This window comes from Pseudomonas mucoides, from assembly GCF_015461845.1.
Taxonomy (GTDB): domain Bacteria; phylum Pseudomonadota; class Gammaproteobacteria; order Pseudomonadales; family Pseudomonadaceae; genus Aquipseudomonas; species Aquipseudomonas mucoides.
In genome coordinates this window covers 69935-91781 of sequence record NZ_JACOPW010000006.1, presented here as the reverse complement: position 1 = coordinate 91781, position 21847 = coordinate 69935, and the positions used below count along the sequence as shown (strand labels likewise).

At 58.9% G+C, this 21847-nt stretch carries 22 protein-coding genes; 16 read left to right on the top strand and 6 right to left on the bottom strand.

Annotation, left to right across the window (positions count from 1 at the left end; genetic code table 11):
* Positions 1 to 164: 164 nt before the first annotated feature.
* Together H8F22_RS23725 and H8F22_RS23720 are read left to right on the top strand one after the other, a co-directional pair.
* Complete coding sequence (locus H8F22_RS23725) at positions 165 to 2603, top strand: Lon protease family protein (protein WP_027924209.1); 2439 nt, start codon at positions 165 to 167, stop codon at positions 2601 to 2603.
* Between the two features lie 324 nt (positions 2604 to 2927).
* Positions 2928 to 3257, top strand: coding sequence for a PA4575 family protein (locus H8F22_RS23720; protein ID WP_027924208.1), 330 nt, complete (start codon positions 2928 to 2930; stop codon positions 3255 to 3257).
* 4 nt (positions 3258 to 3261) lie between these two features.
* Here the strand turns inward: H8F22_RS23720 and H8F22_RS23715 are convergent, their stop codons facing one another.
* Complete coding sequence (locus H8F22_RS23715; protein ID WP_027924207.1) at positions 3262 to 5091, bottom strand: hypothetical protein; 1830 nt, start codon at positions 5089 to 5091, stop codon at positions 3262 to 3264.
* 171 nt (positions 5092 to 5262) lie between these two features.
* Between H8F22_RS23715 and H8F22_RS23710 the strand changes: the two genes are divergently transcribed.
* The 3 genes from H8F22_RS23710 (at position 5263) to H8F22_RS23700 (ending at position 7014) form a co-directional block, all read left to right on the top strand.
* Positions 5263 to 5751: a TIGR00645 family protein gene (locus tag H8F22_RS23710; protein WP_027924206.1), complete on the top strand. Its 489-nt coding sequence runs from the start codon at positions 5263 to 5265 to the stop codon at positions 5749 to 5751.
* A gap of 212 nt (positions 5752 to 5963) precedes the next feature.
* Positions 5964 to 6275: a DUF6482 family protein gene (locus tag H8F22_RS23705; RefSeq protein ID WP_027924205.1), complete on the top strand. Its 312-nt coding sequence runs from the start codon at positions 5964 to 5966 to the stop codon at positions 6273 to 6275.
* A gap of 121 nt (positions 6276 to 6396) precedes the next feature.
* On the top strand, positions 6397 to 7014 hold the full coding sequence (locus H8F22_RS23700) for an FKBP-type peptidyl-prolyl cis-trans isomerase (RefSeq protein WP_027924204.1): 618 nt from the start codon (positions 6397 to 6399) through the stop codon (positions 7012 to 7014).
* A gap of 113 nt (positions 7015 to 7127) precedes the next feature.
* Here the strand turns inward: H8F22_RS23700 and H8F22_RS23695 are convergent, their stop codons facing one another.
* The 3 genes from H8F22_RS23695 to H8F22_RS23685 all read right to left on the bottom strand — a co-directional run bounded on the left by H8F22_RS23695 (position 7128) and on the right by H8F22_RS23685 (position 9024).
* A complete protein-coding gene (locus tag H8F22_RS23695; RefSeq protein ID WP_027924203.1) occupies positions 7128 to 7385 on the bottom strand; it encodes a PA4570 family protein in 258 nt (85 codons plus the stop codon).
* Between the two features lie 206 nt (positions 7386 to 7591).
* Positions 7592 to 7933, bottom strand: a complete 342-nt coding sequence (locus H8F22_RS23690; protein ID WP_027924202.1) for a zinc ribbon domain-containing protein YjdM — start codon at positions 7931 to 7933, stop codon at positions 7592 to 7594.
* Between the two features lie 122 nt (positions 7934 to 8055).
* Positions 8056 to 9024: a polyprenyl synthetase family protein gene (locus tag H8F22_RS23685; RefSeq protein ID WP_027924201.1), complete on the bottom strand. Its 969-nt coding sequence runs from the start codon at positions 9022 to 9024 to the stop codon at positions 8056 to 8058.
* 240 nt (positions 9025 to 9264) lie between these two features.
* On the opposite strand from H8F22_RS23685, the gene rplU reads away from it, so the two are divergent.
* The 5 genes from rplU to H8F22_RS23660 all read left to right on the top strand — a co-directional run bounded on the left by rplU (position 9265) and on the right by H8F22_RS23660 (position 13040).
* Positions 9265 to 9579 (top strand): 50S ribosomal protein L21, encoded by a 315-nt coding sequence (gene rplU, locus H8F22_RS23680; RefSeq protein WP_003176051.1) that lies wholly within the window; start codon positions 9265 to 9267, stop codon positions 9577 to 9579.
* Positions 9580 to 9613: 34 nt separating this feature from the next.
* The gene (gene rpmA, locus H8F22_RS23675) at positions 9614 to 9889 is read left to right on the top strand and encodes a 50S ribosomal protein L27 (RefSeq protein ID WP_007943982.1); all 276 of its coding nucleotides are present in this window, start codon (positions 9614 to 9616) and stop codon (positions 9887 to 9889) included.
* Between the two features lie 194 nt (positions 9890 to 10083).
* Positions 10084 to 11307 carry an Obg family GTPase CgtA gene (gene cgtA / locus H8F22_RS23670; RefSeq protein ID WP_027924200.1) on the top strand — a complete coding sequence of 408 codons (1224 nt, stop codon included), beginning with the start codon at positions 10084 to 10086 and terminating at the stop codon, positions 11305 to 11307.
* Positions 11308 to 11444: 137 nt separating this feature from the next.
* Positions 11445 to 12563, top strand: coding sequence for a glutamate 5-kinase (proB, locus tag H8F22_RS23665; protein ID WP_027924199.1), 1119 nt, complete (start codon positions 11445 to 11447; stop codon positions 12561 to 12563).
* A 12-nt stretch (positions 12564 to 12575) separates the two neighbouring features.
* Positions 12576 to 13040, top strand: a complete 465-nt coding sequence (locus H8F22_RS23660; RefSeq protein ID WP_008022496.1) for a CreA family protein — start codon at positions 12576 to 12578, stop codon at positions 13038 to 13040.
* A 184-nt stretch (positions 13041 to 13224) separates the two neighbouring features.
* On the opposite strand, the gene rpsT is transcribed toward H8F22_RS23660, so the two are convergent.
* Positions 13225 to 13503: a 30S ribosomal protein S20 gene (rpsT, locus tag H8F22_RS23655; protein WP_007942340.1), complete on the bottom strand. Its 279-nt coding sequence runs from the start codon at positions 13501 to 13503 to the stop codon at positions 13225 to 13227.
* A 252-nt stretch (positions 13504 to 13755) separates the two neighbouring features.
* On the opposite strand from rpsT, the gene murJ reads away from it, so the two are divergent.
* From murJ to ispH, 6 genes are all read left to right on the top strand, one after another.
* On the top strand, positions 13756 to 15294 hold the full coding sequence (gene murJ / locus H8F22_RS23650) for a murein biosynthesis integral membrane protein MurJ (protein ID WP_027924198.1): 1539 nt from the start codon (positions 13756 to 13758) through the stop codon (positions 15292 to 15294).
* 128 nt (positions 15295 to 15422) lie between these two features.
* Positions 15423 to 16373, top strand: coding sequence for a bifunctional riboflavin kinase/FAD synthetase (gene ribF / locus H8F22_RS23645; RefSeq protein ID WP_027924197.1), 951 nt, complete (start codon positions 15423 to 15425; stop codon positions 16371 to 16373).
* Entirely contained in the window at positions 16374 to 19205 is a 2832-nt protein-coding gene (ileS, locus tag H8F22_RS23640; RefSeq protein ID WP_027924196.1) for an isoleucine--tRNA ligase, read from the top strand.
* Positions 19198 to 19710, top strand: coding sequence for a signal peptidase II (lspA, locus tag H8F22_RS23635; protein WP_027924195.1), 513 nt, complete (start codon positions 19198 to 19200; stop codon positions 19708 to 19710). The genes ileS and lspA overlap by 8 nt, the downstream gene beginning before the upstream one ends.
* Positions 19711 to 19717: 7 nt before the next feature.
* Complete coding sequence (gene fkpB, locus H8F22_RS23630; RefSeq protein ID WP_010467538.1) at positions 19718 to 20155, top strand: FKBP-type peptidyl-prolyl cis-trans isomerase; 438 nt, start codon at positions 19718 to 19720, stop codon at positions 20153 to 20155.
* 147 nt (positions 20156 to 20302) lie between these two features.
* A complete protein-coding gene (ispH, locus tag H8F22_RS23625; protein WP_027924193.1) occupies positions 20303 to 21250 on the top strand; it encodes a 4-hydroxy-3-methylbut-2-enyl diphosphate reductase in 948 nt (315 codons plus the stop codon).
* Here the strand turns inward: ispH and H8F22_RS23620 are convergent.
* On the bottom strand, positions 21247 to 21765 hold the full coding sequence (locus H8F22_RS23620; protein WP_027924192.1) for a GspH/FimT family pseudopilin: 519 nt from the start codon (positions 21763 to 21765) through the stop codon (positions 21247 to 21249). The genes ispH and H8F22_RS23620 overlap by 4 nt on opposite strands.
* Positions 21766 to 21847 lie beyond the last annotated feature (82 nt).

Below are 21847 nucleotides of genomic sequence, written 5' to 3'. Positions count from 1 at the left end.
GGTTCCGTGATTTTTTGCAAAACATTCGCCGAAATCAGTGATTTAGCCCCGGCCTGCCTGAGGATGGCAGTTTGTCTATGCTTTGGCTGGAGGCGCGCCTTGCAAGTGGGGTATGGGCAGCGCCAGAATGCCGCTATCTGCCCCGCCTGATGTAAGGAAGCCCGATGCCTGATCCTGTTGCTGCCAGCTTGCGTCTAGCGCCTGAAGCGCTGACCCGTCCGTTTTCCGCTGAACAGTTCAGCTTCTCTACCACCAATGATCTGGAGCCCTTCCGCGGTGTGCTTGGCCAGGAACGTGCGGTCGAAGCCTTGCAGTTCGGTGTGGCCATGCCACGCCCCGGTTACAACGTGTTCGTCATGGGGGAACCCGGCACCGGCCGGTTTTCGTTCGTCAAACGCTACCTGAAGGCCGAAGCCAAACGCCAGCAGGCCCCGGCGGACTGGGTCTACGTCAACAATTTCGATGAGCCGCGCGAGCCCCGCGCCCTGGAATTGCCGTCGGGCACCGCCGGTGCCTTCATCGGCGACATCAACGGCTTGATCGATAACCTGCTGGCGACCTTTCCTGCGGTGTTTGAACACCCGTCCTACCAGCAAAAGAAAAGCGCCATCGACCGCGCCTTCAACCAGCGTTACGACAAGGCGCTGGACGTCATCGAGCGCCTGGCCCTGGAGAAAGAAGTCGCGCTGTATCGCGACGCCAGCAACATCGCGTTTACCCCGATGAGTGAAGGCAAGGCGCTGGACGAAGCGGAGTTCGCCCAATTGCCGGAAGCTGATCGCGAGCGTTTTCACGATGATATTTCCGGCCTGGAAGAGCGTCTGAATGAGGAGCTCGCCAGCCTGCCGCAATGGAAGCGTGAGTCGAGCAATCAACTGCGCCACCTCAACGAAGAGACCATTACCCTGGCCTTGCAGCCGCTGTTGTCGCCGTTGTCGGAGAAGTACGCCGAGAACGCGGCTGTATGCGGTTACCTGCAAGCGATGCAGGTTTACCTGCTGAAGACGGTGGTCGAGCAACTGGTGGACGACAGCAAGACCGACGCCATTGCCCGCAAGCTGCTGGAAGAGCAATACGCGCCGAGCCTGGTGGTCGGGCATTCGGCCAGCGGCGGTGCGCCGGTGGTGTTCGAGCCGCACCCGACTTACGAAAACCTGTTCGGCCGGATTGAATACAGCACCGATCAGGGTGCGCTGTACACGACCTACCGACAACTGCGACCGGGTGCCTTGCACCGGGCGAACGGCGGCTTCCTGATTCTTGAAGCGGAAAAAATGCTCAGCGAGCCGTTCGTCTGGGATGCGCTCAAGCGCGCCCTGCAATCGCGCAAGCTGAAAATGGAATCGCCGTTGGGTGAACTGGGGCGACTGGCCACTGTCACCCTGACGCCGCAACACATTCCGCTGGCGGTCAAAGTCATCATCATCGGTGCCCGTCAGCTGTATTACACGCTGCAAGACCTTGATCCGGACTTCCAGGAGATGTTCCGCGTCCTGGTGGACTTCGATGAAGACATCCCGATGGTCGACGAGAGCCTGGAGCAGTTCGCCCAGTTGCTCAAAACCCGCACCTCCGAAGAAGGCATGGCGCCGCTGACGGCGGATGCCGTCGCACGTCTGGCGACTTACAGCGCGCGTCTGGCTGAACACCAGGGGCGTTTGTCGGCGCGCATCGGCGATCTGTTCCAACTGGTCAGCGAGGCGGATTTCATTCGCCACCTGGCGGGCGATGAAATGACCGACGCCGGGCACATCGAGCGTGCGCTCAAGGCCAAGGCCACCCGTACCGGGCGCGTCTCGGCGCGGATTCTTGATGACATGCTGGCCGGGATCATCCTGATCGACACCGATGGCGCCGCCGTCGGCAAGTGCAACGGCCTGACAGTGCTGGAAGTCGGCGACTCGGCCTTCGGTGTACCGGCGCGGATTTCCGCCACGGTGTATCCGGGCGGCAGCGGCATTGTCGACATCGAGCGTGAGGTCAACCTCGGGCAGCCGATTCACTCCAAAGGCGTGATGATCCTCACCGGGTATCTGGGTAGTCGTTACGCTCAGGAATTCCCGCTGGCGATTTCCGCGAGCATCGCCCTGGAGCAATCCTACGGTTATGTCGATGGCGACAGTGCGTCGCTGGGCGAAGCCTGTACGCTGATTTCGGCCTTGTCGAAAACACCGCTCAAGCAGTGCTTTGCGATCACCGGTTCGATCAACCAGTTCGGTGAAGTGCAGGCCGTGGGCGGGGTCAACGAGAAGATCGAAGGCTTCTTCCGCCTCTGCGAAGCGCGCGGACTGACCGGCAAACAAGGTGCGATCATTCCGCAGGCGAACGTTGCCACCTTGATGCTCGACGAGAAGGTGCTGGCTGCCGTGCGTGCGGGGCAGTTCCATGTTTACGCGGTGCGTCAGGCGGACGAAGCGTTGAGCCTGTTGGTCGGCGAGCCGGCGGGGGCGCCGAATGAAAATGGCGAATTCCCTGAAGGCAGCGTCAATGCGCGGGTGGTGGAGCGCCTGCGGGTGATCGCGGAAATGATCAGCGAGGAAGACCTCAAGGAAGCCGAGAAAGAAGCGGCGCAGGAAGCGTTGGTCGAGGCCAAGCCGGCCTGAGACAAACGAATCTGAGGCTCATCCCGATCCACTGTGGGAGCGAGCTTGCTCGCGATTGCGGACTTTCAGACAACAGAGATGTTGAATGTTAGAGCCTTATCGCGAGCAAGCTCGCTCCCACATTTTTTTGTGTGAATCCAAGTAAAAGTGCCATCAGTCTGGCGTCAATATTCACACTATGACCATTCGGCGCCTTCTGGTCTCGCCTGACGTGCTGGCCAGACTTTTCTTCTATTCTCTGGTTCAAGGATATCGACAGCAATCACAGGATCGAAACAGCCTTCCCACGGGGGCTGAATACCGGATCTACCGAGGGTCGCCGCCATGTCGCGCAACCTCTGCCTTACCCGTCAATGCCTGGGCCTAGTGACCCGTATCGAGTGTGCCATCCGCCCTTTGGCGGGAGATACCGGCATGTGGACCTTGCTCTTCGCCGCCGGAATGGCTGGCGAGCAACCTTCAGCCATCAAGGCACAAGGCCCGTTTCATGGCCCTTTCGTGGCTGAATCCATCCTCGACACTATTGTGGAAAGCCTGACGCTGCACGGCTACGAACTGGCCGATGATCCCCAAATCTGGTGTTTGCACCTGCAAGCCCAGCTGCGGGAAATCAACGGCGGTCGTTGCCGCAATCTGGGTGGCTTCGAGCACTGATGGGTTATTGGTCGAGCTGGCTCAGATCAGCCTTGGCCAGTTTGACCTCGAAACCATATTGCACAGTGGTGAGGTCGGTTCGCTGATAAGTTTCCAGACGTGTGGGCTGGCCATAGAAGTAGTGCACGTCAAATAACGCCGGACCATCGGCACCAGCGTCATGAGTGACCGCAAGAATCTCCTTCAGGTAGTTCCCGCTGTCGTCCCTGGCGAAAAATCGCCAGTCCTGCGCAGGAAACAGTTTCGCATCCACCACCAGCGCATTGCCTTTGAGCTCAAGCCCCTTGGGCAATTTCTGTGCGTCGAGCGATTGCTTGTCGACCGTGGCCAGGAACAAGGGCATGGAGCCCACGGCGAACGCCGGCGTTTGCGGAAACAGGTTCAGGTCGTAGGTGATCGTGCCGCGCAGAGGGTCGACCTGATAGGCCTCCGGTGGCAGTTCGATCGGCTCATCGCGTTTACCGCTGCTGTCCGCGGTAAAGAAACTGACCGGGCTATTGCCGGGGCTGAATGACGTGCCGAGCAACTCGTCGTTGAAACTTCTGGGGTGATCGAATTCGATGCGCGCGGCACTCGGGTCGTCCACCGACTGATTGACGTTGATGCTTTTTTTCAGCTGCTCCTCACTCAGTGTCGCGCCCTTGAGCCAGTTTGGCGCCTGATCGTCATACACCACCACCGGCAAGTTCAGCGGCTGCACGGTTTTTGCCGTGGTGTGTGGGTCGAAGCGGCGTACCGGCAAGTTCAAGTCCTTGCGTGTGACGGTGGCGGTCGAGAAATCCAACAGGCTGACTTCAAGGGTCTCGATCGGCCCGTTGAAGTACACCTTGGAATAATGCTGGCCTTGCTGCTGCTCGAACGTACGCTGTTCGTCATTGAGCTGTTTTTCGAACGCCTCGCTCCAGGTTTTCTGTTGCTGCATTTTCGCCAGTTGTTTTTGGTAGAAGGCAATTTGCGTGGGGGTTTCGTTGATCGATCCGGAGCGCGAGAGAAATTGCCCGGTGCTGTCCCTGGCCTGGACGATCAGTGGGTTCAACGGTGTTTCACCGACTTCTGGGGCCACCGGTACGCTGTTGTTGTACTCGATTTCGGCGTAGTTCTTTCCGAGCTTCAACAGGGTGACGCTGAGGTTGTCGTTGGTGCGGGTCTGGCCGACGTCCTTTTTGCTCAGGACAACGCTGTAGAGCCGGCGGGGTGCGATCACTTCGACTTTGCCTTGCAGGCTCACCGGTTGCGGTTGGTTCTTCTTGTCGACATCCAGGCCGTCGATGAAAGGGTAGGTCACCGTCAGGTCGTCGGGGTTGGTCAGGTTGGAGCTCGACGGGCTGAGCTGGATGCCGGGATCGGTTTCCGACCATTCGGGTTGGAAGGGGATGACCCGTTTGTTGCTCAGCGTCACCGATTGCCATTCCAGGCCATGGGGGAACAGGAATGCCGCCGGAATATTGAAGTTGAACGGGAATACCGGTTGCAGGTCGGTCAGGTAATCGGAGCTGGAATCCTTGTGCAGCACGAACAGGCCATTGATGTAGGTGTCTACCAGGGCCTGTGGCGTTGGGTAGTGCTTGAGCACGGCGAGGGCATCTTCGCCGTATTCGGTTTCCACCGGTTTGCTGTCGAGCTTGAGTTGCGCACGTTCGAGCAGCAGCAGTGAGCCGCCGAGCTCGGACACGGCGTCCTTGAGTTTCGGGTCCTGGATCTGATCCAGCGATTGTTCGAACTGTGCGGTTTTTTCCTCGAGGCTGACCTGATGCTTGTCCTCGCCGGGCGAGCAGCCGCTCATCAGCAACGTCAGGCAAATGCCGACACTCGTTAAAGGCAATCGCACATCCATTCCCAGTCTTCCTGTCCGATGTCGCTGAGCGGTCAATAGTCTGGACACTAGCAGAAAAACTTTGTGACACACGGCGCAGGTGGCGGATTTCTCGATGGTTCCTGGCAGCTTCTGGATAGCGACGGGTGGCTGGTATACTCGCGGCCATTTTCAACCCCTGTGTGAGATTCAATGGAACGCTTTATCGAAAATGCAATGTACGCCTCCCGCTGGCTGCTGGCGCCGATCTACTTCGGGTTGTCGCTTGGGCTGCTGGCGCTGGCGCTGAAGTTCTTCCAGGAAGTTTTCCATGTTATCCCCAACGTGTTTTCGATGGCGGAATCGGACTTGATCCTGGTGCTGCTGTCGCTGATCGACATGGCGCTGGTGGGCGGTTTGCTGGTGATGGTGATGATTTCAGGTTATGAGAACTTCGTCTCTGAACTGGACATCGATGACCATAAGGAAAAGCTCAACTGGCTGGGCACCATGGATTCTTCTTCCCTGAAGATGAAAGTGGCCGCTTCCATCGTGGCGATTTCCTCTATCCACCTTCTGCGGATCTTCATGGACGCCAAGAACGTCGATCCCGAGCATTTGAAGTGGTACGTGATCATCCACATGACATTCGTCGTGTCGGCCTTCGCCATGGGTTATCTGGACAAGCTGACCAAGCACTGATTCGCCCAAAATCCCTGTGGGAGCGTGGCTTGCCCGCGATGGCATCATCTCGGTCTGGCGCTAAACCGCGCTGATGCCATCGCTGGCAAGCCACGCTCCCGCAAGGAGAGATGGTCGAACCGGACGGGCGGTGCCGTTGCTGGCTTGTACTTTGATGCGCCGGGGCCTATCCCTGTAAGTAGTCTTGGCTCGCCATTGTATGAGGTGCCTTCATGAACCTTGTTGAACTACGCGCATATGCCCTCGCAGGGAAAGTCGATGAGTTGAACCTGATCTCCATGGAAGGCGGGATCTATCTGCTGGAAGCGCGCATGCACGGTGCCGCGTATCCCTTGAGCGATGCCCACGACCATATGTTCCACCTGCGCTCGGTCGAGCATGCTCGTCAGGTGCTGCATAAATTCCCGACCTTACCCTTCAATCTGGTTCACGCCTCGGTTCATGATGAAATGTGCGGGCTGGGTGCCAGCGTGGGGGAAAGTCTGAAGGTGCCGATTGCCTTCCGCTCTTCCTGGCATCACTGACAGCCCTCATCAGGACGATGCCATCTGTGCTAGTCTGCTGGCCCTTTTGGTTCCGGGCGCTCCGGGACGCGCTGTGCACGCACGGCAAGTTCCCGGGCCGTCCGCACAGCGGAGCAGTGTCATGTCCGAAGTAAATCTGTCCACCGACGAAACCCGCGTCAGCTACGGTATTGGCCGTCAGCTGGGCGACCAACTGCGCGACAACCCGCCACCGGGCGTTAGCCTGGACGCGATCCTGGCGGGTCTGACCGATGCCTTCGCCGGTAAGGAAAGCCGTGTTGGCCAGGAAGAAATGTCCGCCAGCTTCAAGGTGATCCGTGAAATCATGCAAGCCGAAGCGGCTGCCAAGGCTGAAGCGGCTGCTGGCGAAGGCCTGGCTTTCCTGGCTGAAAACGCCAAGCGTGAAGGCATCACCACCCTGGCTTCCGGCCTGCAATTCGAAGTGCTGACTGCTGGTGAAGGCGCGAAGCCGACCCGTGAAGATCAGGTGCGTACCCACTACCACGGCACCCTGATCGACGGCACGGTGTTCGACAGCTCCTACGAGCGCGGCCAGCCTGCAGAATTCCCGGTTGGCGGCGTGATCGCTGGCTGGACCGAAGCCCTGCAACTGATGAATGCCGGCAGCAAATGGCGTCTGTACGTGCCGAGCGAACTGGCTTACGGCGCTCAAGGCGTTGGCAGCATTCCGCCGCACAGCGTACTGGTGTTCGACGTCGAACTGCTCGACGTTCTGTAAGACCTCTGTGGGAGCGAGCTTGCTCGCGATAGCGGCGTAACAGTCGACAGAGATGTTGGATGTTAGTCAGTCATCGCGAGCAAGCTCGCTCCCACATTTTTTTGCGGTGATTTTCATATTTCGATCTTGTGGTGCAGTTCATTCGATGGGCGCAACGCCCGGGCATAACAGAACAGAAACAGATTACGCACCAGTTCCTTCAGCACCACTGGCTCGCTGGAGCTTAGTCCGTTGACGTCCAGATCCCCCTGATCCTGCAACTCGCTCAAGGCTTCTTCTTCAAGCACGGCACAGACTTCCCCGGTTTCCCGATGCAGGATCCTGAGGTAAGGGTGTGGTCGATCCAGCCAGGCATCGATCAAATAAGTCATGTCTCATCTCCATTGATTTGGGTTTCAATGAGAATAATTCTTATTCATCAAATAGCAAGGGCCTATTGGCAGTTTGTGCTTCTTTCCGGGTAAAGGTTGCGTAAGGTCAAATCGGCTGGCGTTTAGCTATTGCGCGGGCAGGCGGGTTGAAGCGGGGGAGGGCGAAGCACCATCCCACGCGTGGCGCGGGATGGAATACAGCGGATTCAGACTTTTCTGACGAACTCGGATTTGAGCTTCATCGGGCCGATGCCGTCGATCTTGCAGTCGATGTCGTGGTCGCCATCGCACAGGCGGATGTTCTTGACCTTGGTGCCGACCTTGACCACCAGCGACGTGCCCTTGACCTTGAGGTCCTTGATCACGGTGATGGTATCGCCGTCCTGCAGGACATTGCCGACCGAATCCTTTTTCACGGCGTCATCGGACGCCACATCGGCTTCGCCGCTGGCGGACCATTCGTGCGCGCACTCGGGGCAGATCAGCTGTGCGCCGTCTTCATAGGTGTATTCGGAATTGCATTTTGGGCAGGGTGGCAACGTGCTCACTAAAGCTCCTTGGATTCAGGATCGCTAAAAAGCGCACATTATATAGGGTTTTAGCTGGGAGGGGGCGACGCCGAAAACTGTGGGAGCGAGCAGGCTCACTCCCACAGGGTATTACGGTGCAGTTAGTGCGTGCGGGCTACCGCAAACTCACTCAACTCAACCAATGCGTCGCGATATTCACTGGCAGGCAGTGCGTCGAGGCATTTGATCGCACGGGCCACGTAATCACGGGCCAGTTTCGCGGTGTATTCCAGCGAGCCGGAGGCTTCTACCGCTTCGCGAATGCTTTCCAGATCCTCGATGCCGCCTTTCTGGATCGCCTTGCGCACCAGGGCTGCCTGTTCCGGCGTGCCTTCGCGCATGGTGTAGATCAACGGCAGGGTCGGCTTGCCTTCGGCCAGGTCATCGCCGACGTTCTTGCCCAGGGTTTCCGCGTCGCCTTTGTAATCCAGGAGGTCGTCGACCAGTTGGAAGGCCACGCCCAGGTGGTCGCCAAAGGTGCGCAGGGCTTCGGCCTGCTCAGCTGTGGCTTCGCAGAGTGCGGCAGCACTGTGGGTCGACGCCTCGAAGAGCATCGCGGTCTTGCCGCGGATGACTTCCATGTAGGTTTCTTCGGTGGTGCTGGCGTCACGGACCTTCGACAGCTGCAACACTTCGCCTTCGGCAATGATGCGGGTCGCTTGCGAAAGGATCTTCATCACCGGCATGGAGCCCAGTTCGACCATCATTTCGAAGGAGCGCGAATACAGAAAGTCGCCGACCAGTACGCTGGGTGCGTTGCCCCACATGGCGTTGGCGGTCGAGCGGCCACGGCGCATGCCGGACATGTCGACCACGTCGTCGTGCAGCAGGGTGGCGGTGTGCAGGAACTCGATGGTCGCGGCCAGCAGACGCAGGTCGTCGCCTTCGCGGCCCAGCGCCTTGCCACACAGCAACACTAATAAAGGACGCAGGCGTTTGCCGCCAGCCGAGGTAATGTAATCGCCGATTTTCGATACCAGCGGCACTCGGGAAGTCAGCTGCTTCTTGATGATGCCGTCGACGGCGCTAAAATCGTCCGCCACCGCGCGGTAGAAAGCTTGGGGTTGCATCAGCGACAGTTGCTCCAGAAGGGTTGCGCGGCATGCTAGGACCCACGTCGGCGAGTGTCAAGGCGCGATGGACGGCCTCTTGCATCACTCCGGCAGCTTGCGTACAATCGCGCACCCTGAACTTCCTGGGCAGCACCTGCCTTACGCAATTGCAAACCGGCCTTCCAGCCCTATGCAGCCATGCCAGCCAATACCTCTTCTTATAAAGAGCTGGGTGAGCAGGATTATCGGAGAAATACCATGTCGTACGCAGTAATTGTTACTGGTGGCAAGCAATACAAGGTCGCCCCAGGTGAATACCTGAAGATCGAAAAACTGGAAATCGCTACCGGCGAATCCGTTACTTTTGATCGCGTTCTGTTGGTCGCCAATGGCGATGACGTGAACATCGGCGCTCCAGTTGTTGCTGGCGCTACCGTTGTGGCTGAAGTGATCTCCCAAGGTCGTCACGATAAAGTCCGCATCATCAAGTTCCGTCGTCGTAAGCACCACATGAAGCGTATGGGCCACCGCCAGTGGTACACCGAGATCAAAATCACCGGTATTCAGGCTTAATTTCAGCCTAATTCCTCACTAGGAGAATTGACTCATGGCACACAAAAAAGCTGGTGGTAGTACCCGTAACGGTCGCGACTCAGAAGCCAAACGCCTTGGCGTGAAGATGTATGGCGGCCAGGTTATCATTCCGGGCAACATCATCGTGCGTCAGCGCGGCACCCAATTCCACGCCGGTTACGGTGTTGGCATGGGTAAAGATCACACTCTGTTCGCTAAAATCGACGGCGTGATCAAGTTTGAAGTAAAAGGCGCTTTCAATCGCCGTTACGTAAGCATTGTTCCGAAGACTGACGTCGTCGCGGCATAATTGCGTGGTTGCTGGAAAAGCCCTGTCTTGCGACGGGGCTTTTTCGTTTGTGGGGTGAGTCTCTTGCAAAGCTGTTTGTGATGGGCTCCAGCGCAGGTTTTTGCGGTCGTTGATTGAGGTCGCTGCGCTCATTTTTGCAAGAGTCTTATGTCTAGATTTTTTCGGCTCGTCCGTATGGCGAGAGGCGTTTTGTTATGAAGTTTGTTGATGAAGTATCGATTCGAGTAAAGGCCGGCGACGGCGGCAACGGTTGCATGAGCTTCCGTCGCGAGAAATTCATTGAAAACGGCGGCCCGAATGGCGGTGACGGTGGTGATGGCGGCTCGGTCTACATGATCGCCGACGAAAACCTCAACACCCTGGTCGACTACCGTTACACCCGTCACTTCGACGCTGAGCGCGGTTCCAACGGCGGCAGCACCGACTGCACCGGCAAGAAAGGTGAAGAGCTGGTACTGCGCGTGCCGGTGGGCACCACCGTCATCGATGCGGCCACTCAAGAGGTGATCGGCGACCTGACCAAGGCTGGCCAGAAGTTGCTGGTGGCTCACGGCGGCTGGCACGGTCTGGGTAATACCCGGTTCAAATCCAGTACCAACCGTGCTCCGCGTCAGACCACTCCGGGTAAGCCGGGTGAGGCGCGTGACCTCAAGCTGGAAATGAAAGTGCTGGCGGACGTCGGTCTGCTGGGCTTGCCGAACGCCGGCAAAAGTACCTTCATTCGCTCGGTGTCGGCCGCCAAGCCGAAAGTCGCCGATTACCCGTTCACCACCTTGGTGCCGAACCTGGGTGTGGTCAGCGTCGATCGCTGGAAGAGCTTCGTGGTCGCGGACATTCCGGGTCTGATCGAAGGCGCTTCCGATGGCGCTGGCCTGGGGATTCGCTTCCTCAAGCACTTGTCGCGTACCCGTTTGCTGCTGCACCTCGTGGACATGGCGCCACTGGATGACACCAGCGCACCGGATGCGGCTGAGGTGATCGTCAGCGAGCTGACCAAGTTCAGCCCGTCCCTGGCTGAGCGTGATCGTTGGTTGGTGCTGAACAAGTGCGACCAGATCCTTGAAGAAGAGCACGATGCTCGCGTCAAGGAGATCGTTGATCGTCTGGAATGGACTGGTCCGGTCTACGTGATCTCGGCCATCTCCAAGCTTGGCACTGAGCGTCTGTGCCACGACATCATGCGTTACATGGAAGATCGTGCTGATCGTCTGGCTGCCGACCCTGCCTACAAGGAAGAGCTGGCAGAGCTCGATCAGCGCATCGAAGACGAAGCTCGTGCTCAGCTGCAGGCCCTGGATGACCAGCGTGCCCTGCGCCGTAGTGGCGTGAAGTCGGTCCATGACATCGGCGACGATGATTGGGACGAAGAAGATGTGGATGACGAAGACGGTCCGGAAATCATTTACGTGCGTGACTGATTCGTTGCAGTAAACTTAAGCGCCGCTCAATCGAGCGGCGTTTTAGTATCTGGAAATCGATCGTTGGTCAGTAATAGCCACGATTAACGTCACGGGCAGTGCCAGGTCGCGCTGTCCTCAAGCTAAGGTTGAAGATGATGCGGAGCAAGGTGACAGGTGCGCAGCGTTGGGTCGTGAAGATCGGCAGCGCTTTGCTGACAGCGGACGGCAAGGGCCTGGATCGCGCGGCAATGGGTGTCTGGGTCGAGCAGATGGTGGCTTTGCATGAAGCTGGCGTCGAGCTGGTGTTGGTGTCTTCCGGGGCTGTGGCCGCGGGCATGAGCCGCTTGGGCTGGACCGTACGACCCAGCGCGATGCACGAGTTGCAGGCCGCCGCCGCCATCGGTCAGATGGGGTTGGTGCAGGCCTGGGAGTCGAGCTTTGCCGAGCATGGCCGGCACACCGCGCAGATTCTCCTGACGCACGATGACTTGTCCGATCGCAAGCGCTACCTGAACGCCCGCAGCACCTTGCGCGCCCTGGTTGAGCTGAAAGTGATCCCGGTGATCAACGAAAACGACACCGTGGTGACCGATGAAATCCGATTTGGCGACAACGACACGCTGGCGGCGCTGGTGGCTAACCTGGTTGAAGCTGATTTGCTGGTGATCCTCACGGATCGCGATGGCATGTTCGACGCCGATCCGCGCAACAACCCTGACGCCAACCTGATTTACGAGGCGCGCGCTGATGATCCGGCGCTGGATGCGGTGGCGGGCGGTACTGGCGGTGCGCTGGGGCGTGGCGGTATGCAGACAAAATTGCGTGCGGCGCGTCTGGCAGCTCGTTCCGGGGCGCACACCATCATCGTTGGTGGGCGCATTGAGCGCGTGCTGGATCGCCTGAAGGCGGGTGAGCGCATCGGCACCTTGCTCTCGCCTGAGCGTGGCATGCTGGCGGCGCGCAAGCAGTGGCTGGCCGGGCACCTGCAAACCCGTGGCACGCTGGTGCTGGACGGTGGTGCGGTGAAAGCGCTGGCCCAGGACCATAAAAGTTTGCTGCCGGTGGGGGTCAAGCTGGTACAGGGCAGCTTCCGTCGCGGCGAAATGGTGGTGTGCGTGGCGCCGGATGGTCGCGAGATCGCCCGTGGCCTGGCCAACTACAGTGCGCTGGAAGCACAAAAAATCATCGGTCAGTCGTCTGAGGCGATTGTCGGTCTGTTGGGTTACATGGCTGAGCCGGAACTGGTTCACCGCGATAACCTGATTCTGGTCTGAAGGAATATTTGAATGCGTGTGGCAAAAGGATTATTGGGTCTACTGCTGGCGATGCCGCTGCTGGCTTCGGCTGAGGAAATTGGCCAGGTGTCGACGGTGTTCAAATTCGTCGGGCCGAACGACCGGATTGTCGTCGAGGCGTTTGATGATCCTAAGGTCGACGGCGTGACGTGCTACCTGTCGCGCGCCAAGACTGGAGGCGTGAAGGGTGGTTTGGGCCTGGCGGAAGATCGCGCCGAGGCCTCCATTGCTTGCCGCCAGGTCGGTCCCATCAGTTTCAAGGGTGAGCTGAAGGATGGTGATGAGGTGTTCAAGGAGCGCACGTCGCTGGTGTTCAAGACCATGCAGGTGGTGCGCTTCCTCGACAAGAAGCGCAATACGCTGGTGTATCTGGTCTACAGCGATCGCTTGATCGAGGGTAGTCCGCAGAATGCGGTGACGGCGATCCCGATCCTGCCGTGGGCGCACGCTCAATAATCTGACGCAAAACCAAATGTGGGAGTGAGCCTGCTCGCGATAGCGGTGCAACAGTCGACATCAGTGTTGAATGTTGCACCGCTATCGCGAGCAGGCTCGCTCCCACATTTTTTTGTATGGTGTCTGTTAAATCGCAGGCAATAAAAAACCGACCCTGAGGTCGGTTTTTCAACAAGCTTATCGCTTATGCGGCAACAGCAAGGTTCAGAGCCTTGACGTGACCGTTCAGGCGGCTCTTATGACGAGCAGCCTTGTTCTTGTGGATGATGCCTTTATCGGCCATACGGTCGATAACTGGCACGGCCAGAACGTAAGCAGCTTGAGCTTTAGCAGCGTCTTTTGCGTCGATGGCTTTAACTACATTCTTGATGTAGGTACGAACCATGGAACGCAGGCTGGCGTTGTGGCTGCGACGCTTCTCAGCCTGTTTTGCACGTTTTTTGGCGGAAGGTGTGTTGGCCACCGTCGAGCTCCTCGAAAGACTTTTTAGGAAATAGCAAACAAAATAGGCCGCGAATCATGCCGATGAGTTGATGTCTTGTCAAGGGCGGTTGAGACGTTCCGCTAAGTGGTAGGTATAAAGAGGCGGGATATTTATTTCCGGCGCTTGACCTGTAAACTCGCGAGCTTTGGCTCTGTGCTGCTGCGGCGCGGAGTATCGCATAAGTAGGCGCTTTGTTCGCCTGCTGTTTATCGACAGGCACAAACTCTTTCAATGAATCTGCTCAAATCGTTGGCCGCCGTCAGCTCTATCACGATGATTTCCCGGGTTTTGGGGTTTGTTCGTGACACGCTGATCGCACGTACATTTGGTGCCGGGATGGCGACGGACGCCTTCTTTATCGCCTTCAAATTGCCCAATCTGTTGCGGCGAATCTTCGCCGAGGGGGCGTTTTCCCAAGCCTTCGTGCCGATTCTGGCCGAATACAAAAGCCAGAAGGGCGAGGAGGCGACGCGAACATTCATTGCCTACGTCTCGGGCCTGCTGACACTCGTGCTGGCGCTGGTCACGGCACTGGGGATGATTGCAGCGCCCTGGGTTATCTGGGCAACGGCGCCGGGTTTTACCGATACACCGGAAAAATTTGAGCTGACCTCCAGCCTGTTACGGGTGACCTTTCCCTACATATTGCTGATTTCCCTGTCGTCCCTGGCCGGTGCGATCCTCAATACCTACAACCGTTTTTCGGTGCCGGCCTTTGTGCCGACCTTGCTCAACGTCAGCATGATCGTCTTTTCGGTGTTCCTGACGCCGTACTTCGATCCGCCGGTCATGGCACTCGGATGGGCGGTTCTGGTGGGTGGCCTGGCGCAATTGCTTTACCAGCTGCCGCACCTGAAAAAGATCGGCATGCTGGTGTTGCCGCGTCTGAACCTGCGCGACAGCGGCGTGTGGCGGGTCATGAAGCAGATGCTGCCGGCGATTCTCGGCGTATCGGTCAGCCAGATTTCCCTGATCATCAACACCATTTTCGCGTCCTTCCTGGTGGCCGGTTCCGTGTCCTGGATGTATTACGCCGACCGCCTGATGGAGTTGCCGTCCGGCGTATTGGGTGTGGCGCTGGGCACGATTCTGTTGCCGACGCTGGCCAAAACCTACGCCAGCAAGGACCGTCACGAATATTCGCGGATCCTCGACTGGGGCCTGCGCCTGTGCTTCGTCCTGGTGTTGCCGTGTTCGCTGGCGCTCGGGATCCTGGCTGAGCCGCTGACCGTTTCGCTGTTCCAGTACGGCCAGTTCAGTGCCTTTGATGCGTCGATGACCCAGCGTGCACTGATCGCTTATTCCGTCGGTTTGCTCGGGATTATCGTGATCAAAGTGCTGGCACCGGGCTTTTATGCGCAGCAAAACATCCGCACGCCGGTAAAAATCGCCATTTTCACCCTGGTGGTTACGCAGTTGTTCAACCTGATGCTGATCGGTCCGCTGGCCCACGCCGGCCTGGCCCTGGCCATCAGTGCCGGTGCCTGCATCAACGCCGGGCTGTTGTTCTATCAACTGCGCAAGCAGCAGATGTACCAACCGCAGCCGGGCTGGGCGAAGTTCGGCGCCAAGCTCGTTATCGCCGTGTTGGTGATGTCCGCCGTATTGCTGGTCGGGATGCACTTTATGCCGGCATGGGATCAAGGGCATATGCTTGAAAGATTCCTGCGTCTGGGCGCCTTGATCGCCGCCGGCATCGTCGCTTACTTCGGAATGTTGCTGCTGATGGGCTTCCGTTTGCGCGACTTCAATCGCAAGGCATTGAGCTGAGGTTGCAGTCTCGATAAACACGGGCGAGCCGGTGGTTTTGTCGGCTCGATCACTTTGGTTACGGTGTTGCCTGTCGTCGGCCGCCGGGTGTGGTTATAATCGACCACTTTATGAGCAAGAAGCGCGTTATGCAGCTGGTTCGAGGCCTCCAAAATCTGCGCCCCCAGCATCGGGGCTGTGTCGCCACTATTGGCAACTTTGACGGTGTTCACCGTGGCCACCAGGCTATCCTGGCGAGGCTGCGTGAACGTGCGCTCGAGTTGGGCGTGCCGAGCTGCGTGGTGATTTTTGAGCCGCAGCCGCGAGAATTCTTCGCCCCGGACACGGCCCCGGCCCGTCTGGCCCGGCTGCGGGACAAACTGCAGCTGCTGGCCGACGAAGGTGTCGACCGCGTCCTGTGCCTGGCCTTCAACCAGCGGCTGAGCAAGCTCAGCGCCAGCGAATTCGTCGATACCATTCTGGTGGACGGCCTTGGTGTGCAGCACCTTGAGGTCGGTGACGACTTCCGCTTCGGCTGTGACCGCGTTGGCGATTTCGATTTCCTGCAACAGGCCGGCATCGTTCAGGGCTTTACCGTGGAAGCTGCGCAAACCGTCGAACTGGACGGCATTCGCGTCAGTAGCACCCAGGTCCGCAATGCCCTGGCCGCTGCCGATTTCGTCCTGGCCGAGCGACTGCTCGGGCGGCCGTTCCAGATTACTGGCCGGGTGCTACATGGCCAGAAGCTGGCGCGCCAGCTGGGTACGCCCACGGCCAACATACAACTCAAGCGTCGTCGCGTGCCGCTGACCGGGGTTTACCTGGTCAACGTCGACATCGACGGCAAGACCTGGCCAGGCGTCGCCAATATCGGCGTGCGACCAACGGTCCAAGGGGATGGCAAAGCCCACCTCGAAGTGCATCTTTTAGATTTTGCCGGCGATCTGTATGACCGGCGTTTGACGGTGGTCTTCCACCACAAGCTGCGTGAAGAGCAGCGTTTTGCCTCTCTGGAGGCGCTTAAGACGGCGATCAATGCGGATGTCGCCGCCGCCCGTGCCCTGTCGCACCTAGCGCCAATCGCTAATGAAGAGCCTTAAATGACCGACTATAAAGCCACGCTAAACCTTCCGGACACCGCCTTCCCAATGAAGGCCGGCCTGCCTCAGCGCGAACCGCAGATTCTGCAGCGCTGGGACAGCATTGGCCTGTACGGTAAGTTGCGCGAGATTGGCAAGGATCGTCCGAAGTTCGTACTTCACGACGGTCCTCCGTACGCCAACGGCACGATTCACATCGGTCATGCGTTGAACAAGATTCTCAAGGACATGATCATCCGCTCGAAGACCCTGTCGGGTTTCGATGCGCCTTATGTTCCGGGCTGGGACTGCCACGGCCTGCCGATCGAGCACAAAGTCGAAGTGACCCACGGCAAGAACCTGGGCGCGGACAAGACCCGCGAACTGTGCCGTGCCTACGCCACCGAGCAGATCGAAGGGCAGAAATCCGAATTCATCCGTCTGGGCGTGTTGGGCGACTTCGCCAACCCGTACAAGACCATGGATTTCAAGAACGAAGCCGGTGAAATCCGTGCCCTGGCTGAAATCGTCAAGGGCGGCTTCGTGTTCAAGGGCCTCAAGCCTGTGAACTGGTGCTTCGACTGCGGTTCGGCCCTGGCTGAAGCGGAAGTCGAGTACGAGAACAAGAAGTCCTCGACCATCGACGTAGCGTTCCCGATCGCCGACGAAGCCAAACTGGCTGCCGCATTCGGTCTGTCGTCGCTGGACAAGCCGGCTTCGATCGTGATCTGGACCACCACCCCGTGGACCATCCCGGCCAACCAGGCGCTGAACGTTCACCCGGAATTCAACTACGCCCTGGTCGACGTCGGCGACAAGCTGCTGGTACTGGCGGAAGAGCTGGTCGAGTCGTGCCTGGCCCGTTACAGCCTGGAAGGTTCGGTCATCGCGACCACCACCGGTAAAGAACTGGAACTGATCAATTTCCGTCACCCGTTCTACGATCGCCTGTCGCCGGTTTACCTGGCCGAGTACGTTGAACTGGGCGCTGGCACCGGCGTGGTTCACTCCGCACCGGCCTACGGCGTGGACGACTTTGTGACCTGCAAGAAGTACGGCATGGTCAACGACGACATCCTCAATCCGGTACAAAGCAACGGCGTTTATGTGCCGTCGCTGGAGTTCTTTGGCGGCCAGTTCATCTGGAAAGCCAACCCGGCCATCGTCGATAAACTGACTGAAGTCGGTGCGCTGCTGCACACCACCATCATCGAACACAGCTACATGCACTGCTGGCGTCACAAGACCCCGTTGATCTACCGCGCCACCGCGCAGTGGTTCATCGGCATGGACAAAGAGCCTGCGACCGGCGACACCCTGCGCAAGCGGGCGATCAAAGCCATCGAAGACACCAAGTTCGTTCCGGCCTGGGGCCAGGCGCGCCTGCACTCGATGATCGCCAACCGTCCCGACTGGTGCATCTCCCGTCAGCGCAACTGGGGCGTGCCGATCCCGTTCTTCCTGAACAAGGAAAGCGGCGAACTGCACCCACGCACTGCCGAGCTGATGGAAGAAGTTGCCAAGCGCGTCGAAGTCGAAGGCATCGAAGCCTGGTTCAAGATGGACGCCGCCGAACTGCTCGGTGACGAAGCGCCGCTTTACGACAAAATCAGCGACACCCTGGACGTCTGGTTCGATTCGGGCACCACGCACTGGCACGTCCTGCGCGGTTCGCACCCGATGGGCCACGAAACCGGTCCACGTGCCGACCTGTACCTGGAAGGCTCGGACCAACACCGTGGCTGGTTCCACTCGTCGTTGCTGACCGGTTGCGCCATCGACAACCACGCGCCGTACCGCGAACTGCTGACCCACGGCTTCACTGTCGATGAGTCCGGTCGCAAGATGTCCAAATCGTTGGGCAACGTGATTGCTCCGCAAAAGGTCAACGACACCCTGGGCGCCGACATCATGCGTCTGTGGGTGGCTTCCACCGATTACTCGGGTGAAATGGCGGTGTCCGAGCAGATCCTGCAGCGCAGTGCGGACGCCTACCGGCGTATCCGTAACACCGCGCGCTTCCTGCTCTCGAATCTGACCGGTTTCAACCCGGCCACCGACATCCTGCCGGCCGAAGACATGCTGGCGCTGGACCGTTGGGCCGTGGACCGCACCCTGTTGCTGCAACGCGAGCTGCAAGAGCACTACGGCGAATACCGCTTCTGGAACGTCTACTCCAAGATCCACAACTTCTGCGTGCAGGAGCTGGGTGGTTTCTACCTCGACATCATCAAGGACCGTCAGTACACCACTGGCGCCAACAGCAAGGCCCGTCGTTCGGCGCAAACCGCGCTGTACCACATCTCCGAAGCGCTGGTGCGCTGGATCGCGCCGATCCTCGCGTTCACCGCTGACGAACTGTGGGAATACCTGCCGGGCGAGCGTAACGAGTCGGTGATGCTCAACACCTGGTACGAAGGTTTGACCGAGCTGCCGGAAGGCGTCGAGCTGGACCGCGCCTACTGGGAGCGGATCATGGCCGTCAAGGTAGCCGTCAACAAGGAAATGGAAATCCAGCGCGCGGCCAAGGCCGTCGGTGGCAACCTGCAAGCCGAAGTGACGCTGTTTGCCGATGACGCGCTGAGCGCCGACCTGGCCAAACTGAGCAACGAACTGCGCTTCGTGCTGATCACCTCGACCGCGACCGTTGCGCCGTTTGTACTGGCACCGGCCGATGCGGTGGTTACCGAAGTCAGCGGCTTGAAGCTGCAAGTGGTCAAGTCCAGCCACGCCAAGTGCGCCCGTTGCTGGCACTGCCGTGAAGACGTCGGCGTGAACCCGGAGCATCCGGAAATCTGCGGTCGTTGCGTCGACAACATCAGCGGCGCTGGCGAGGTTCGTCACTATGCCTAATGCCGTTGGCCGTTTCGGACGGCTGAGCTGGCTCTGGTTGAGTTTGCTGGTCCTGGTCATCGACCAGGTCAGCAAGTTCTACTTCGAAGGCAAGCTCCAGATGTACCAGCAAATCGTGGTGATCCCCGATTACTTCAGCTGGACCCTGGCTTATAACACCGGCGCTGCGTTCAGCTTCCTGGCTGACAGCTCCGGCTGGCAGCGCTGGCTGTTCGCCCTGATCGCCGTGGTGGTCAGCGCGGTGCTGGTGGTATGGCTCAAGCGTCTTGGGCGCAACGAAACCTGGCTGGCCGTCGCGCTGGCGCTGGTGCTGGGTGGCGCGCTGGGCAATTTGTATGACCGCATCGCCCTGGGCCATGTGATCGATTTCATTCTGGTGCATTGGCAGAACCGCTGGTATTTCCCGGCGTTCAACTTTGCCGACAGCGCAATTACTGTCGGTGCGGTGATGCTGGCACTGGATATGTTCAAAAGTAAGAAGACCGGAGAAACCGTTCATGACTGAACAGGTATTGGCTGAGCAACGCATCCGCCAGAACACGGAAGTCACCTTGCACTTTGCACTGCGCCTGGAGAACGGCGACACCGTCGACAGCACCTTCGACAAAGCCCCGGCGACCTTCCAGGTCGGCGACGGCAACCTGTTGCCAGGTTTCGAAGCGGCACTGTTCGGCTTCAAGGCAGGCGACAAGCGTACGCTGACCATTCAGCCGGAAAACGCTTTCGGCCAGCCGAACCCGCAAAACGTACAGATCATCCCGCGTTCGCAGTTCAAGGACATGGAGCTGTCACCGGGTTTGCTGGTGATCTTCAACGATGCGGCGAATACTGAGCTGCCTGGCGTGGTGAAAGAATTCGATGACGAGCAAGTGACCATCGACTTCAACCACCCGCTGGCCGGCAAGACATTGACCTTTGACGTCGAGATCATCAGCGTCAAATCGTTGTAACTGACCGAACACGGTCACCTGTAGGAGCAGAGCTTGCTCGAAGGCGTCACCACATTCAGCATCAATGTTGACTGACACAGCGCTTTCGCGAGCAAGCTCAGCTCCTGCAATGTTTTAATTTCTTGCGCGCAAGACACGAGGCACAGCATGCAAATCAAACTCGCCAACCCCCGTGGCTTCTGCGCCGGTGTGGACCGTGCGATCGAAATCGTCAATCGCGCCCTGGAAGTATTCGGGCCGCCGATCTACGTGCGCCACGAAGTGGTCCACAACAAATTCGTCGTCGAAGACCTGCGTGCTCGCGGGGCGATCTTCGTTGAGGAACTGGATCAGGTGCCGGACGACGTCATCGTGATCTTCAGTGCCCACGGCGTTTCCCAGGCGGTGCGTACCGAAGCCGCCGGCCGTGGCCTCAAGGTGTTCGACGCAACCTGCCCACTGGTGACCAAGGTGCACATCGAAGTCGCACGCTACAGCCGCGATGGTCGTGAATGCATCCTCATCGGCCACGCCGGTCATCCGGAAGTCGAAGGCACCATGGGCCAGTACGATGGCAGCAATGGCGGTGCGATTTACCTGGTCGAAGACGAGAAAGACGTCGCCGAGTTACAGGTGAGCAACCCGGAAAAACTCGCTTTCGTGACCCAGACCACCCTGTCCATGGACGACACCAGCCGCGTGATCGACGCACTGCGTGCACGTTTCCCGGCGATTGGTGGTCCGCGCAAGGACGACATCTGCTATGCCACGCAAAACCGTCAGGACGCGGTCAAGCAACTGGCCGACGAATGCGACGTGGTGTTGGTGGTTGGCAGCCCGAACAGCTCCAACTCCAATCGCTTGCGTGAACTGGCCGAGCGCATGGCCACCCCGGCTTACCTGATCGACGGCGCCGAAGACCTGCAAAAGAGCTGGTTTGAGGGTGTCGAACGTATCGGCATTACCGCTGGTGCCTCCGCTCCGGAAGTGTTGGTGCGGGGCGTGATCCAGCAATTGCAGGCATGGGGCGCCACCGGTGCCGATGAACTGGCCGGTCGCGAGGAGAACATCACGTTCTCCATGCCTAAAGAGCTGCGCGTGCGTTCCCTGCTTTAACGCTGACATAAAGCCTGCTCAGCCTTGTCGCTGCGCAGGCTGACGCGACCTGTAGCGGCCAGCACCACCTGGAGCTGGCTGACCGGTTCGCGGGCTGCGCAAAAATGCACAGTCCCCGCTTGAAACGCCCGTCCGGGCATCTGGGGTTCGCCGATCCCGCTGAATCGAACATATCGCCTGACCGGCCAATTGCCGACAATCGCTCCCCGAGCGCTATCCACGCGCTCAACCAGCAGCGGATTGCTGCTGTCCTCTGGTCCTTTGCCACTGATGTCCAGAATGATCCGCCAGCCCTGACCCCAATCCCCGTTGATGCCGTGAATCACAACGGCCTGATTGCGTGTAATGGCCAAGGTTCTGGCATTGCGAATACCACTGACCAGAGCGTTCGCCGTCGCCTCGCGATGGTTCGATTCAGTGAGTGCTGCGAACGCCGGACTGACCAACAGCAGAACAATTGCGGCAATCGCCAGTCCCATAAGCAGTTCGATCAGGCTGAAACCTCGCTGATGCATGGCATTTCCCTCCCTGGAGTGGTGTGACCCGCGCAATCCTTGCGCGAGTAATGGCAAAACAACCCGCCTGGGCCGGTCGAAT

Bases quoted from the DNA above. Each gene is read 5' to 3' on its own strand.
- H8F22_RS23715 (WP_027924207.1), bottom strand. From the start codon at position 5,091: ATGGATGTGCGATTGCCTTTAACGAGTGTCGGCATTTGCCTGACGTTG.
- H8F22_RS23700 (WP_027924204.1), top strand. From the start codon at position 6,397: ATGTCCGAAGTAAATCTGTCCACCGACGAAACCCGCGTCAGCTACGGT.
- H8F22_RS23620 (WP_027924192.1), bottom strand. From the start codon at position 21,765: ATGCATCAGCGAGGTTTCAGCCTGATCGAACTGCTTATGGGACTGGCG.
- H8F22_RS23720 (WP_027924208.1), top strand. From the start codon at position 2,928: ATGTCGCGCAACCTCTGCCTTACCCGTCAATGCCTGGGCCTAGTGACC.
- H8F22_RS23705 (WP_027924205.1), top strand. From the start codon at position 5,964: ATGAACCTTGTTGAACTACGCGCATATGCCCTCGCAGGGAAAGTCGAT.
- ribF (WP_027924197.1), top strand. From the start codon at position 15,423: ATGCAGCTGGTTCGAGGCCTCCAAAATCTGCGCCCCCAGCATCGGGGC.
- rpmA (WP_007943982.1), top strand. From the start codon at position 9,614: ATGGCACACAAAAAAGCTGGTGGTAGTACCCGTAACGGTCGCGACTCA.
- proB (WP_027924199.1), top strand. From the start codon at position 11,445: ATGCGGAGCAAGGTGACAGGTGCGCAGCGTTGGGTCGTGAAGATCGGC.
- murJ (WP_027924198.1), top strand. From the start codon at position 13,756: ATGAATCTGCTCAAATCGTTGGCCGCCGTCAGCTCTATCACGATGATT.
- rplU (WP_003176051.1), top strand. From the start codon at position 9,265: ATGTCGTACGCAGTAATTGTTACTGGTGGCAAGCAATACAAGGTCGCC.
- H8F22_RS23660 (WP_008022496.1), top strand. From the start codon at position 12,576: ATGCGTGTGGCAAAAGGATTATTGGGTCTACTGCTGGCGATGCCGCTG.
- H8F22_RS23695 (WP_027924203.1), bottom strand. From the start codon at position 7,385: ATGACTTATTTGATCGATGCCTGGCTGGATCGACCACACCCTTACCTC.
- H8F22_RS23685 (WP_027924201.1), bottom strand. From the start codon at position 9,024: ATGCAACCCCAAGCTTTCTACCGCGCGGTGGCGGACGATTTTAGCGCC.
- ileS (WP_027924196.1), top strand. From the start codon at position 16,374: ATGACCGACTATAAAGCCACGCTAAACCTTCCGGACACCGCCTTCCCA.
- H8F22_RS23710 (WP_027924206.1), top strand. From the start codon at position 5,263: ATGGAACGCTTTATCGAAAATGCAATGTACGCCTCCCGCTGGCTGCTG.
- lspA (WP_027924195.1), top strand. From the start codon at position 19,198: ATGCCTAATGCCGTTGGCCGTTTCGGACGGCTGAGCTGGCTCTGGTTG.
- H8F22_RS23725 (WP_027924209.1), top strand. From the start codon at position 165: ATGCCTGATCCTGTTGCTGCCAGCTTGCGTCTAGCGCCTGAAGCGCTG.
- ispH (WP_027924193.1), top strand. From the start codon at position 20,303: ATGCAAATCAAACTCGCCAACCCCCGTGGCTTCTGCGCCGGTGTGGAC.
- cgtA (WP_027924200.1), top strand. From the start codon at position 10,084: ATGAAGTTTGTTGATGAAGTATCGATTCGAGTAAAGGCCGGCGACGGC.